Annotated in this window: 10 protein-coding genes; 9 read left to right on the top strand and 1 reads right to left on the bottom strand. The window is 59.5% G+C overall.

What is annotated here, in order from left to right; translation table 11 throughout:
* Window positions 1-7 precede the first annotated feature (7 nt).
* The 7 genes from HUW35_RS13165 (at window position 8) to HUW35_RS13135 (ending at window position 8,235) form a co-directional block, all read left to right on the top strand.
* On the top strand, window positions 8-1,018 hold the full coding sequence (locus HUW35_RS13165; RefSeq protein ID WP_181252737.1) for a DUF58 domain-containing protein: 1,011 nt from the start codon (window positions 8-10) through the stop codon (window positions 1,016-1,018).
* Window positions 1,019-1,023: 5 nt separating this feature from the next.
* Complete coding sequence (locus HUW35_RS13160; protein ID WP_181252736.1) at window positions 1,024-1,617, top strand: DUF4381 domain-containing protein; 594 nt, start codon at window positions 1,024-1,026, stop codon at window positions 1,615-1,617.
* On the top strand, window positions 1,614-2,621 hold the full coding sequence (locus HUW35_RS13155; protein WP_181252735.1) for a VWA domain-containing protein: 1,008 nt from the start codon (window positions 1,614-1,616) through the stop codon (window positions 2,619-2,621). Before HUW35_RS13160 ends, HUW35_RS13155 begins: the two co-directional genes overlap by 4 nt.
* Window positions 2,618-4,204 carry a VWA domain-containing protein gene (locus HUW35_RS13150; protein WP_181252734.1) on the top strand — a complete coding sequence of 529 codons (1,587 nt, stop codon included), beginning with the start codon at window positions 2,618-2,620 and terminating at the stop codon, window positions 4,202-4,204. Before HUW35_RS13155 ends, HUW35_RS13150 begins: the two co-directional genes overlap by 4 nt.
* Window positions 4,201-5,439, top strand: coding sequence for a BatD family protein (locus tag HUW35_RS13145; RefSeq protein WP_181252733.1), 1,239 nt, complete (start codon window positions 4,201-4,203; stop codon window positions 5,437-5,439). Before HUW35_RS13150 ends, HUW35_RS13145 begins: the two co-directional genes overlap by 4 nt.
* A 143-nt stretch (window positions 5,440-5,582) precedes the next feature.
* Window positions 5,583-6,605, top strand: coding sequence for an HAD family phosphatase (locus HUW35_RS13140; RefSeq protein WP_181252732.1), 1,023 nt, complete (start codon window positions 5,583-5,585; stop codon window positions 6,603-6,605).
* Window positions 6,606-6,690: 85 nt separating this feature from the next.
* Entirely contained in the window at window positions 6,691-8,235 is a 1,545-nt protein-coding gene (locus HUW35_RS13135; RefSeq protein ID WP_255463614.1) for an arylsulfatase, read from the top strand.
* A 60-nt stretch (window positions 8,236-8,295) separates the two neighbouring features.
* Here the strand turns inward: HUW35_RS13135 and HUW35_RS13130 are convergent, their stop codons facing one another.
* Window positions 8,296-8,946 carry a TetR/AcrR family transcriptional regulator gene (locus HUW35_RS13130; protein WP_181252731.1) on the bottom strand — a complete coding sequence of 217 codons (651 nt, stop codon included), beginning with the start codon at window positions 8,944-8,946 and terminating at the stop codon, window positions 8,296-8,298.
* Between the two features lie 527 nt (window positions 8,947-9,473).
* On the opposite strand from HUW35_RS13130, the gene HUW35_RS13125 reads away from it, so the two are divergent.
* Window positions 9,474-11,186, top strand: coding sequence for an AMP-binding protein (locus HUW35_RS13125; protein ID WP_219932565.1), 1,713 nt, complete (start codon window positions 9,474-9,476; stop codon window positions 11,184-11,186).
* Window positions 11,183-14,473 carry a carboxyl transferase domain-containing protein gene (locus HUW35_RS13120; protein ID WP_181252730.1) on the top strand — a complete coding sequence of 1,097 codons (3,291 nt, stop codon included), beginning with the start codon at window positions 11,183-11,185 and terminating at the stop codon, window positions 14,471-14,473. The genes HUW35_RS13125 and HUW35_RS13120 overlap by 4 nt, the downstream gene beginning before the upstream one ends.
* Window positions 14,474-14,499: the final 26 nt, after the last annotated feature.

Genomic DNA, 14,499 nt, shown 5'->3' with positions numbered 1-14,499 from the left:
GCCGCCCATGTTCCACTTCCAGATTCGCAACCGCAATCGCAGCCGCGCCGGTGTCGCCACCGTTGCCGCGCCGGAGACGGCCAAGGACCCGCGTATTCACGTGGACCTGGCGCACCTGCAGTCTTTAGAGGGTCCCGCACAGACCCTGAACCTGCTGCCGCGCCAACCCGCCCGCAGCGTGCTTGCCGGGCGCCACAGCTCCCACCTGCGCGGACGCGGGCTTAATTTTGAGGAGTTGCGCGAGTACTGGCCCTCGGACGACGTGCGCGCAATCGACTGGAAGGTGACGGCACGCACCGGCGAACCCCATGTACGTGTTTACACCGAGGAACGCGATCGCCCGGCGCTGATCGTGGTGGACCAGCGTATGTCCATGTTCTTCGGCACCCGGCACGCAATGAAATCGGTCACCGCCGCCGAGGCCGCCACGCTGGCAGCATTCGCCATTCTCGACCAGGACGATCGCGTGGGCGGCATCGTCGTCACCGACACGGCGGTCATCAGCCAGCGCCCCAAGCGCAACCGCCGCGCCCTGACCCGGTTTCTTGCGGAAATCGCCGATGCCAATCAGACACTCCACGCCGACGCACCGGTGGCGGAGCCAACCTCTCTAGACAAGGTACTGCAGGCCGTTGCGAATATTGCGCGCCGCGATCACCTGGTACTGTTGATCAGCGACTTCGATGTGGTGGGCCCCGCCAGCGAGCGCCTGTTAAGCGGTATCGCGCGGCACAACGATGTAATTCTGGTGCCGGTGGTCGACCCCTCCGGCGAGACGGTACCTCCGGATCTGGTAAGCGCCATTTCCGACGGCGATCGGCAGGCCACTCTCGATACCCGCAGCAGCGATACCGCCAATGCGCTGGGGCAATTCAACCGGAAACGCCGGGCGATCATCGACCGCTGGCACAAACGTTACGGCCTGCCGGTGGCGCAGCTCAGCACCGCCGAAGATACCCTGCCGCAAATGCAGCGCTTGTTAGGTATTGCACCGCCAGCAAACAGCCGGGAGCGATGACCGGTATGCAGCAACATACACCGCCCCCAAACGAGAATACCGCGCAGCCGCCGGCAGCCAACACCAACCCCGCTGCCAGCGAGGAAACCCTGCCGGATATGCTCGCCCAGCTGGTACCGCCGCCAGAACCCGCCGCTATCTCCCTGTGGCCGGCAACACCGCTGGCGCAGGGCCTGGCATTTTTACTGCTGGCCGGTCTGCTCTATCTGGCATGGCGTTGGCTCAGGCGTTACCGCGCCAACGCCTACCGTCGCGCCGCCGAGGCAGAACTCGGCCGGATTGCAGATGACCCCGCACAGATTGCCGAAATACTGCGCCGCACCGCCCTCGCTGCATATCCACGCCAACAGGTTGCCGGGCTTACCGGCGCACGCTGGCTCGAATTTCTTAACCGGCATTATCCGGGGAATGGTTTCCAGGGTGAGGCGGGGCAATTACTGTTGCTGGCGCCCTACCAGAAAATCGCATCAACCACCGTCGCCGAATTGGCAGACGAGGCAAAGGTGTGGATTCGCCAACATAAAAGCGAGCCGCACCCACAAAAACATTTCCGTGGGCAAATGACCACGGGCGATCATTCGCACGGAGCCAGTGCATGATCGACTTCGCCGCCCCTCTCGCCTTCCTTCTATTGCCGCTTCCGCTACTGGTTTGGTGGCTGGCTCCGGCGCACCGGGAACGGGTGCGCGCAGTTCGGGTACCCTTTTTCCAGCGTCTGGTAGAGGCCATGGGCGTTACCCCGGGCGCCGGCGCCGTGGTACTTGCACGGCACTGGTGGCAGTGGTTGCTCGGCGCACTGGTGTGGAGCCTCATCGTCACCGCACTGGCGCGACCGGAATACCAGGGGGATGCGGTCACTCTGCAGAAGCCGGCACGGGACCTGATTCTGGCGGTGGATATTTCCGGTTCCATGGAGCAGGCAGATTTCGCCACCGGCAACGGCGACAAGATTGAGCGACTGGCTGGGGTGAAATCCGTACTGGAACCGTTTCTCGAGGGGCGCGAGGGCGAGCGGGTGGCGCTGATTGTGTTTGGCTCCAAAGCCTTTGTGCAGGCACCGCTCACCACCGACCTCGATACGGTGCTGGAACTGATGCAGCAAACCGACGTGGGCATGGCCGGCCCCCACACTGCCCTCGGCGACGCCATCGGCCTCGCCATCCGCCAGTTTGAAACCAGTGAAGTGGAACAGCGCCTGCTGATCCTGCTGAGCGATGGCAGTGATACCGCCAGCAGCATGAGCCCGGTCAACGCCGCCGCCATTGCCGCCCAGCGCCAGGTAAAAATCCTCACCATCGGCGTGGGTGACCCGCAAAGCGAGGACAAAGAAAACCGCGTGGACGTGGAAACGCTGCAAGCCATCGCCCGGCGCACCGGCGGCCAGTTCTTTTTCGCCAACGATGAAAACGCCCTGGCCGCGGTCTACAAGCAGATCGATGCCCTGGCACCGAAAATGGTAGACAGCGAAACCTATCGCCCGCGCCATTCCCTGGCCCACTGGCCACTGGGGCTGGCACTGCTGCTGGGACTGTTTTCTCTCGCCGCGCGCCTGCTGCCCGATAAGGGTTGGCGCGCAGCCACCCTGCGTAGGCCCACCACATGAACGCGCTGCTGGCCGACATTTCCCAATTGCACTTTCTGCGCCCCCTGTGGCTGCTGTTACTGCCGCTGATCCTGTGCCTCTGGTGGTGGCTGCGCAGTGACCTACACAGGGATAAGGACAGAGAAGCTGGCATAGCCCCACACCTGGCTCGCGCACTCACTGTGGGCGAGCAGCACCGGCGCCGGCTGCGTCCCATCGACGTGACCGGATTGCTGCTGGTACTGCTCGCCATCGGCACCGCGGGCCCCAGCTGGACGCGCCAACCCAATCCACTGATGACAAAAACCGCACCACTGGTGGTGGTACTGAAAGTCAGTGACACCATGCAGAAAAAGGATGTACCCCCGACCCGGCTCGAGCGCGCCAAACAGAAAGTACTCGACCTGCTCGCCACACGCGACGGCGCCCCTACGGCGCTCGTGGCCTACGCCGGCAGCGCCCACCGCGTGGTGCCCTTGACGGACGATCAGGCGTTACTGAAACCCTATCTCGAAGGGCTGGTTCCAGATGTGATGCCGGTACCGGGCGATGCACCGGTTGTCGCGCTCAAGCTGGCGGAGCAGATTCTGCAACGGGAGCAAACCCCCGGCAGCATTCTGTTCTTGCTGGACAGCCTCGCCGAGAGCGACGTCGCCGCAATGAATGAGCGGGACAGCCACAATGGATTGGGCTTTCTACTGGTGGCACCGGGCAATCTCGCCGGCGGCGCCCTGTCCCGGGTGCGCGGTGCAAAAGTGGAACGGGTATCAGCGGACAAACGCGATATCACGGCACTCAACCGCTATTTCGACAGTGCCTTCCGCCAGGCGCTGGCGCAAGACGAGAACCTGCAGTGGGAAGACCGCGGCTGGTGGCTGGCGTGGCCTGCGGCGCTGCTGGCCCTGCTGTGGTTTCGGCGCGGCTGCAATTTGCCCCAGCCCAGCAGCACACATCTCGGCGCCGTCGCGCTCATCTGTTTATTGACTCCCTTGCTTAGCGAAAAGCCGCTCGCCCAGAACACGTCAGCGAACTCGCCTGAGACCAAGCACTCCGGCCTTTTGAGCCTGCTACTCACGCCGGATCAGCAGGGGCAGTGGTTCAGCCTGCACAGGGATTACCGGCGAGCCGCAATGGCCTTTGAAGATCCCTACCACGAGGGCTACGCCCTGTATCAGGCAGGGCAGTTCGAAGACGCCGCCAATGTACTCGCCCCACTGGACACCCCGGAAGCCATGTTCACCCGCGCCATGGCCATGGCAAAAACCGGGCAATACGAAGGAGCCATCGCCGGCTTCCAGCAGGTATTGCAAGTGGATCCGGAATTTCCCGGGGCAGAAAAAAACCTGGCATTAACGAAAAAAATCCTCGCCTACATGGAGGAATCCCGCGGCGAGGAAGAAGAGGAGTTGCAGCCCGCCAACAGCGAAGATGACCTTGAGACAGAAGAGGCACCACCAGAAGAGTCCCAGCAACAGCAAACGCCGGAGAAACAGGAAGCGGTCAGCGCTGACCAGTGGATGTCCACTCTGGATACCGGCACCAGCGAATACCTCAAGCAGCGCTTTGCGGCAGAGGCTGCCGCCGGCAGTGAGCAAAACCCATGAAACCGTTTGCCCTCACCGTACTGCTACTGCTGTTTGCCGCCTCTACGGTGCCGGCACAAACGGATACACAGCCGAGAATCGAAACCAAACTCTCCACCGCGCAGGGCGTACCCGGCGAGACCATTGCCCTCAGGGTCACCATCCTGGTGCCCACGTGGATGACGCAACCGCCGCTATTTCCCGAGTTCGATCAACCCAACCTCTCCGTATCACTCCCCGGCCGCTCCACGGTTTCTGTGAGCCAGGTGATCGATGGCGACACCTGGTCCGGTGTTACCCGCGAGTACCAGATCGTTCCGCTAGCACCTGGCAACTACCAGCTGCCCGCGAGCAAAATCAAAGTGACTTACAAAAACCCCGACGGTGCTGAAGACCTGCAGACAACGCTCGACATTGCCCCGCTACCCATCGCTGTGGCGACACCGAAAGGCGCCGAGAATTTGAAACCGTTTATCGCCGCGCGCGATCTGACGCTTCAGCAGAACATCGAGGGGGAACCGGAGAACCTGCGCGCCGGCGATGCCTTTTCCCGCAGTGTGACCGCCACCATCGAGGGATCGACGGTGATGTTGATTCCTCCACTACTGAACAGTCGCGCCCCGCAGGGACTGGCGGCCTACTCGGACGCCCACAAAGCCGCGGACACCAGCGACGCCCGCACCGATGAAATCACCGGCACCCGCAGCGAACGTATTACCTACGTGGCCGAAGGCAGCGTACGCGGTACCCTGCCCGCGGTAACCCTGCGCTGGTACGACCTGGACGATGACGAGATCAAAACCAGCACCGTGGAGGCGATCAAGGTACACGCCCGCGGCCCCGGCGCACTCTCGGGGACCAGCCTGTGGCAAAAACTGCTGCTGTTCGCCGCCGCGGGGCTTTTGCTCTGGTTACTCTGGCGCTGGGGCGTGCCAAGAGTGCATCACTTTCAGAGCGAGCGCGCCCGGCGGGCCGAGGCCAGCGGGCTCGCCGCCTGGCAAAGACTGCATACCGCCTGCAACACCCGGGACTACGCCGCTGCATTGCAGGCCGCGCGAAAGTACCGTCAACACGCGCCGGTGGCAGCACAGTCACTGCAACCGGCACTGCTGGCCCTCGGCGCCGTTCAATATGGCGACACCCCTGCTCACGCCTCGGCGGCTGCCGCCTGGCAGCAACTGATACAAGCCGTCGAGGCATTGAGACCCGAGGCCCACCGATTACGGCAAACGCCACTGCCACCATTGAACCCCTGACTTTCCATTCGCCGCACAGCAACATAACACCCATCACAAATTTATCGGCGCGCGCGGCAAATCATAAAAACGCCGTCTAGAGTGTATAGAGACGTAGATTTAACTGCCTGATCCGGCAGAACACACCACTGCGAGATGTATCCATGCAGTTGACGCAACAGGTCCGAGCCCGAAAATACCATTACCAGCTTCAGATCACGCTGGGTATTGCACTCAGTCTTTTTTGTATGCTCGCCGCCGCTGCCGACCCGCTGCCATCGTGGAACGAAGGAAAAACCAAAACCACTATCATCGACTTCGTGGAAAAAGTGACTCGCGAGGGTTCGCCGGACTTTGTACCGCAGAATCAACGCATAGCCACCTTCGACAACGACGGCAACTTGTGGTCGGAGCAGCCCGTCTACTTCCAATTGATCTATGCGCTGGATCAAGTGAAGAAGATGGCTCCAGAGCACCCCGAGTGGAAAACCCAGGAACCCTTCGCCTCAATACTGAAGGGTGATACAAAACAGGTCATGGCAAGTGGCAAAGAGGGCCTGATGAAAATTCTCGCCGCAACCCATGCCAATATGACCGCGGAAGAATTCCAAGCCAATGTGGCAGACTGGCTGAAAACCGCCCGCCACCCGAAAACCAACCGTCCCTACAATGAAATGATCTATCAGCCGATGCTGGAATTGCTGGGCTACCTGCGTGCTAACGGGTTCAAGACGTTTATCGTCTCCGGCGGCGGTGTGGACTTCATGCGGGTTTTTGCCGAGCAAACCTACGGGATTCCCCCGGATCAGGTAGTGGGCTCCAGCCTCAAGGCCAAGTACGAATCCCGTGACGGCAAACCCGTGATCATCAAATTGCCGGAGATCAATCTTGTCGATGACAAGGAAGGTAAACCGGTAGGCATTCATCAGTACATCGGTCAGCGTCCTATTTTTGCCTCGGGCAACTCGGATGGCGATTACCAGATGCTGGAATGGACCACCGCAGGCGACGGACCGCGATTCGGTCTGCTGCTTCACCACACCGATGCCAAACGCGAGTGGGCATACGACCGCGACTCGCACGTTGGCCAGCTTAATAAAGGACTGGACGACGCCAGCAAGAAAGGCTGGGTTGTCATCGACATGAAGAACGACTGGAAAACTGTGTTCCCAACCATCAAGCAGTAACGTCTTGCCAATCAAACTGCTAGCCAAAAATCCATTGTTGTATTCCCACTGGAGGATAGAAATGGTTCGCTCTTACCTTAAACGAATGTTACGAGTGCCGATAGCGGTCACCTCCGTAGCACTAATTTGTCTCGGCAATAGCGCCGCACAAGCCCAGGATAAACCAAATATCCTCGTGATCTGGGGCGACGATATAGGCATGTGGAACATAAGTCACAACAATCGTGGCATGATGGGCTACCAGACACCCAATATAGATCGTATCGCCAAAGAAGGTGTTTCTTTCACCGATTACTACGGACAACAGTCCTGCACCGCCGGGCGTGCGGCCTTTATGGGAGGCACAGTACCCATTCGCACAGGCATGACAAAAGTCGGCTTACCTGGCGCTGCCGAAGGCTGGCAGGAAAGTGACGTCACCATTGCCGCGGTAATGAAAAGCCTCGGTTACGCGACCGGTCAGTTCGGTAAAAACCACTTCGGTGACCGTGACGAACACCTCCCCACCAACCATGGCTTTGACGTATTCTTCGGCAACCTCTACCACCTGAATGCGGAGGAGGAACCGGAGAATCGCGACTATCCGAAAGATCCCGAATTCCGCAAGAAGTTCGGCCCCCGCGGTGTCATCAAGGCCACTGCCGATGGCAAAATTGAAGACACCGGCCCCCTGACCAAGAAGCGGATGGAAACGGTGGATGAGGAAACTCTTGCCGCTGCAATGGACTTCATTAAAAAACAGGTGGATGCCGGCAAACCCTTCTTTGTCTGGTGGAATGCAACCCGTATGCATTTCCGCACCCATGTGAAGGAAGAGCATAAGAATCTGGCTGGGCCCAACAGCAATGAGTACCACGATGGTATGGTCGAGCATGACATGCATGTCGGCAAGCTGCTGGACTTACTCGATGATTTGAAAATCGCGGACAACACCATTGTTTTCTACTCCACCGACAATGGTCCGCATTTCAACACCTGGCCCGATGCAGCAACAACCATTTTCCGCGGTGAGAAGAATTCGAACTGGGAAGGTGCCTACCGCGTTCCCGCCTTCGTGCGCTGGCCCGGAAAGTTCCCAGCGAACAAATCCCTGAACGGGATAACAGCACACGAAGACTGGCTGCCGACGTTTGCCGCCGCAGCGGGAGAACCAGATATCAAGCAGAAACTTCTCAAAGGCACCAAGTTGATTGGGCGCAACTATAAGTCTCATCTCGACGGCTACAACCTGCTGGACTACCTATCCGGAAAATCCGAAGCATCGCCGCGCCGCGAGTTTTTCTACCTGAATGACGATGGCCAGATTGTGGCGATACGTTACGACGCCTGGAAGGCGGTGTTCCTGGAGAACCGGGGTAAACGTCTTGGGGTTTGGCAGGAGCCGTTTATTGAGCTTCGTATACCGCTACTGTTCAACTTGCGGCGCGATCCACTGGAGCGTGCCCAGCACAACTCCAACACCTACTGGGATTGGTATATTGATCGCCTCTTTGTACTCGTTCCAATGCAACAACTCGCTGCGAAGTTCCTGAAAACCATGGAGGAATACCCACCCAGCCAAACGCCAGCATCCTTCAACCTGAAGAAGATTGAAGAGCAATTACGCTCAGGTGCTGGACATAGCAACTAATTTTTTCAAACCAAAGAAAAGCCCACACATTTGTGTGGGCTTTTTTATCATTAGGTCGCATCAAGCATCGACAGCAACGGTAACCGGCTGGGGTTCGAAGCCCCTGCACAGTACCTCGACTACCTGATCGTAACTTTTTTTGTATCCCTCCGCCGTGGCCTGCTCGTCCGGCAGCGCCAGCCACCGTTGTACGACATCGACACGCAGCCAATCGTACATATCACACACCAGCTCGGCGGCAATATCGGATCGGATTATTCCCATAGATTGCGCTTTCTGCACCCGCTCCATCCTCGGTTTGCGGTAGGACGGTGGGAATAACACGTTCTTGCCCGCCGGGGCGGATCCGGAAAAATAGACCGAAGAGAACAGGTCCGTGTGATACATGATCATCTGCAGTAAACGACGGTGCCTGACGATCCAGTCCTGAATTTCATCAATGTTCGGCGGAACTATGGCCGATTTCAGGTTGAGTTCCAGTTCGCTTTCGTGGCTCCAGACGTTGACTTCCCGCAACCAGTTCAACAGCAGCTCTTCGAGCAGGTAGGCCTTGCTCGGAAAGTAATTGAAAAAGGTTTTCTGGCTGATATCGGCCCTGGCAACGATCTCGTCAATCATCACCTCTTCATACGGCAGATCTGAAAACAGCTGTTCGGCTATCTCCAGCAATCGCATCCGGGTCTGCTGTTTCTTGCGTTCGCGTAGATTCATTGTCCCACTAAAAAATAAATGACCTGAAGCCTGAGCGGATTCACTCTTATTACATTTATGACCGCGATTGCGCCCACAGTCACCATTATTGGTGGAACCGAGCACAATGCGCGAGCGCCTTAGCCAAGAATCAATAATAAGGCGCCGCGTACAAGGGTTAAAAGACGTGTCAGCAATTTTTAGCTTAAACCAGTCACGCGCCACACACACCAAAAGCAGAATTCTTGTTGACACATTTTTACAGTAGCTGTAATTTTTGGTTGTGAAATAGCCATGCGCAACTGAGCCAGTGCGGGATTTTGCCTCTGGCTTCCCCTTCGGGCGGAGTATCGCCCCCTGGGACGCAACGCTTTTTAACGACGAAATGACGGACCGATAACGTCCGTCCGAAACCATGCACTTAACCCATTGCCTGGGCAGTGCTGCGAGATGGCTAGATAGCAATGGAGGGCTGACAGTCTGTGAAGTGAGGTTAACCGCAATGAAGATTCAACTTCAGCGTGTATAAATACGATAAGAAGAGGCCGATGATGAGTGAACAAGCCTACCTGAAACAGGTCCGCGAACTGCACCAGGCCAACTGGCCGCAGGGCGCCCCCCAGACTCCGCTGTATCCGCACGGCGAAAAGCCGGTTACCGAATACCTGGCACAATGGGCGAGAATCAACCCGAACAAGCCCGCCATCCATTTCTACGGCTACGATCTCAGCTACGCCGAACTGGATGAGCTCAGCACCCGCTTCGCCAACCTGCTGCGCAGCTACGGCATTCAGCCCGGCGACGGCGTGACCGTATTCATGCCCAATTGCCCGCAATACCATATCGCCTTCTTTGGCATCCTCAAATGCGGCGCCGTGCATATCCCGGTCAGCCCGCTGTCGAAGGAAATGGAGCTGCTGCACCAACTGGGCGACAGCCAGCCAAAAGTCGCGCTGTGTCTCGATGCGCTGCTGCCGATCATGCAACCAGTGTGCGAAAAGCTGAGTATCGAACATCTGCTCGCCACCAGTTACGCCGAGTTGACCCCGGAAAACCCGACCGCCACCCTGCCCGACCTGTTCCTGGCCCCGAAAGTGCAGCTCGAGAGCCCGATCGTGGATTTCCTGCCGGCCGTAAACGCCGCTCCGGCCGAACCGCTCGATTACACCCCGGATCTGGATGACCTGGCCGCGCTGAACTACACCAGCGGCACCACCGGCCTGCCGAAAGGCGTCATGCACACCCAGCGCAACATGCTTGGCTCCATGGCCGCCTACTACCCGGTAGTATTCGGCGAGGTCGGCCCCGAGGGTACCGATCAGGTAATGCTCAATTTCCTGCCGGAGTTCTGGATTGCCGGCGAGAATACCGGGCTGCTGATGCCAATCTACAGTGGCGCCACTCTGGTACTGATGGCCCGCTGGGATGCAGTGGCATTTATGGAGCTGGTACAGCACTACAAGGTCAACCTCTCCATCGTGCTGGTCGACAGTGTCGACGAGATCCTGAACCACCCGGATCACGGCAAGTACGACCTCAGCTCACTGAACACCACACCTTGTATCTCGTTCATCAAAAAGCTGAATCACAACTATCGGCAGCGCTGGCGCGCAGTGACCGGTACCACCCTGTTCGAGGTCGCGTATGGCATGACCGAAACTCATACCTGCGACACATTCACCGCCGGCTTCCAGGACGACGACTTCGATCTGTCGATCGAGCCCGCGTTCCTCGGCCTGCCGGTCCCGGGCAACGAAATCAAGATCTGCGATTTCGACACCGGCGAGCTACTGCCGCTGGGTAGCGAGGGTGAGGTTCTGGTGCGCACGCCGACGATGATGAAGGGTTACTGGAACAAGCCCGACGTCAATGAAACCCTGTTCCTCGACGGCGGCTGGTACCGCACCGGCGACCTCGGCATGCTCACCGAGCAGGGCTATTTCCGCTACCTGGGCCGCCGCAAGGAGATGCTCAAGGTGAATGGTATGAGCGTGTTTCCAACCGAGGTCGAGGCTATGCTGGGGCAACACCCGGCGGTGGGCGCCTGCGGCGTCGTCGGCCGCCCAGACGAGAAAAAGGGCCAGGTGCCGGTTGCCTTCCTCACCCTCAAACACGGCTTCGAGGAAACCGAAGAGTCACTGTACGACTGGTGCAAGGGTGCCATGGCGGTGTTCAAGGTGCCGGAAATCCGCATCAAGGACCAACTGCCGATGACCCCGACCGGCAAAATCCGCAAGGTGGAGTTAGAGCAAGAACTATGAGCAAAGTTTTCGAAAGGATCCTGATCGCCAATCGCGGCGAAATCGCGATCCGCATCGCTCAGACCTGTGCCGATATGGGGATCGCCAGCCTGGCGGTCTTCGCCGAAGACGACAGTCAGTCGCTGCACACCAAGAAGACCGATCAGGCGGTGCAGCTGAGCGGTCGTGGCGTCAAGGCCTATCTGGATATCGAGCAACTGATTGCCGTCGCCAAACAGCACGGCTGTGATGCGGTTCATCCCGGTTACGGGTTCCTGTCCGAAAACAGCGCATTTTCGCGCCGCTGCGCCGATGAGGGTATCACCTTCATCGGCGCCTCCGCCGAGTTGCTGGACCAGCTCGGCAACAAGGCAATTGCGCGCGAAATGGCGATTCGCTCCGACACCCCACTGACCAGTGGCATCAACAAGAGCTGTACCCTCGCAGAGGTACAGGCATTCTTTAAATCGCTCGGCGATGGCGCAGCGGTAATGATCAAGGCGCTCGCCGGTGGCGGCGGTCGCGGCATGCGCCCGGTCACCGACTACCAGCAACTGGAAAGCGCCTACAACCAGTGCCGCGATGAAGCGACCATCGCGTTTGGCAGCGGCGAGTTGTACGTCGAACAACTGGTGCAGCACGCACGCCATATCGAGGTGCAGATTCTCGGCGACGGCACCGGCGAGGTGATCCACGCCTGGGAGCGCGAATGCACCCTGCAGCGACGCAACCAGAAACTGCTGGAAATCGCCCCCAGTCCCAGCCTTGGTGACGACACACGCATGCCGATCATCGAGGCGGCGCTGCGCCTGGCCAGCGACGTGAAGTACCAGGGGCTGGGAACCTTCGAGTTCCTGCTCGATGCCGGCGACCACAGCAAGTTTTATTTCATGGAGGTCAATCCGCGGATTCAGGTGGAGCACACCATCACCGAGGAGATCACCGGGCTCAACCTGGTCAAGTACCAGATACTGCTGGCCGCCGGCCGGACCCTGTCAGAACTGGGACTTACCCAGGCGCCGCCGAAGCTCGGCTGTGCCATCCAGGCGCGTATCAACCTGGAACAGATGCTGCCCGACGGCAGCGCCAAGCCCGCTTCCGGCGTGATCCGGTCCTATCAGGTACCCAACGGCCACAATATCCGCGTCGACGACTACCTCTACGCCGGCTACAAGGTCAGCCCAAGCTACGACTCGCTCGGCGCCAAGATAATTGCCAAGGGCGAGGATTACGGCGCGGCGCTGAACAAGGTCTATCGCAGCCTGCAGGCGCTCAATATTGACGGTGTCAGCAGCAACAAGACGCTGCTGATGAACCTGCTGCTGCGCGACGAAGTGCAGGGCAACCGGGTCAACACCAAATTCGTCGAGGGGCATATCGCCGAGCTGCTGAACGAGGGTGCCCACGACGAGCATTTCTTCGAAGCCGCCGGCGGCGCCGACGAAGAAGTACAGACCGTATCGATTCCTGCCGGCTGTGAGGCGCTCAAGTCGCCGATGGCCGGTACCCTGGTGTGCGTCAACGTCAGTGCCGGCGACGAGGTGCTGGCGGGCCAGGAAATCGCCGTCATCGAGGCGATGAAAATGGAGATTCCGGTCAAGTCCGGGCACGACGGTGTCATCACCGAAGTGCTGGTGCACGAAGCCGGCGATATCATTGACGAACACCAGCTGCTGGCGATCATCCAGCCGGGCGATGTGTCCCTCGAGCGCGTCCAGTCCGAGATGGAGATCGACCTTGATCATATCCGCGACGATCTGGCCGCGTTCTTCAAACGCCGCGACAAGACCCTCGATGCCAGCCGCCCGGATGCGGTGGCCAAGCGCCACGACGTCGGCAAGCGCACCGCGCGCGAGAACGTCAACGATCTGATCGATGAGGGCAGCTTCAATGAATACGGCCAACTGGCCGTGGCGGCGCAGCGGAAAAAGCACGGCGACGACCTCGACAAGTTGACCGAACTCAGTCCCGCCGATGGCAAGATCACCGGCATCGGCACCGTCAATGCCGAACAGTTCGGCAGCGAGGCCGCCCGCTGTGCGGTGATGGCCTACGACTACTCCGTGATGGCCGGCTCGCAGGGCTTCGTCAACCACAAGAAAACCGACCGCCTGCTGGAAGTAGCAAAGAAGTGGCGTTTGCCGCTGGTATTGTTCGCCGAAGGTGCCGGTGGCCGTCCGTCCGATACCGACTACCCCGGTGTTGGCTACCTGAACATCCACACATTTACCGCCCTGGGGGAACTCAGCGGCCTGGTGCCGACGATCAGCATCGTGGCCGGCAACTGCTTCGCCGGAAATGCCGCGCTGTTCGGTGTCTGCGACCTGACCATCGCCACCAAACAAGCCAGCATCGGAATGGCCGGCCCGGCCATGATCGAAGGCGGTGGCCTGGGCAAATGCACCCCGGAAGAAGTAGGCCCGGTATCTGTGCAGAGCCCCAACGGCGTGATCGACGTGCTGGTGGAAGACGAAGCCGAAGCCGTGGCGGTGGCCAAGCAGTACCTGTCCTACTTCCAGGGGGATCTGGACAGGTGGGAAAGCCACGACCAGCGCAAGCTGCGTCACCTGGTCCCGGAAAACCGCATGGCGGTCTACGACATCCGCGAGGTAATCGAAACCCTGTGTGACATGGACTCAGTGCTGGAATTGCGCAAGGATTTCGCCAGGAACATGATCACCGCCCTGGTGCGCATCGAAGGCAAGCCCTACGGTCTGTTCTGCAACGACTCGCGTATTATCGGCGGCGCCATCGATGCGCCGGCCGGCGACAAGCTGGCGCGCTTTATTCAGCTGTGCGACGCCCACGATATCCCGATGATTTCCCTGGTGGACACGCCCGGATTCATGGTCGGGCCGGAGTCGGAGAAAAACGCCACCGTGCGCCATATTTCGCGGATCTTCGTCAACGCAGCCAACATGACCGTGCCGCTGTTTACCGTGGTACTGCGCAAGTGTTACGGCCTCGGTGCCCAGGCAATGGCCGGTGGCGGTTATTCCGCACCAGTATTCTCCGCCTCCTGGCCAAACGGCGAGTACGGTGCCATGGGTATCGAGGGTGCGGTGCGCATCAGCGCCAGGAAGATGCTGGATGCTATCGAGGATCCGGAAGAGCGCGAAGCCACCTTCCGCACGATGGTGGACAAGATGTACCAGGACGGCAACGCGATGAACGCAGCCAGCTACCTGGAGATCGACGCCGTGATCGATCCGCTGGAGACCCGCGACTGGATCGCGCGCGGCCGCGCCTGCACGCCCACGCCGAACCGCCGGGACGGCAAGAAGCGCCCCTGTATCGATACCTGGTAAGCCGGAACCTTACCGGGATCCAGGCG

The organism is Microbulbifer sp. YPW1, from assembly GCF_013367775.1.
GTDB lineage: Bacteria > Pseudomonadota > Gammaproteobacteria > Pseudomonadales > Cellvibrionaceae > Microbulbifer.
This window is presented reverse-complemented; position numbering and strand designations above follow the sequence as displayed.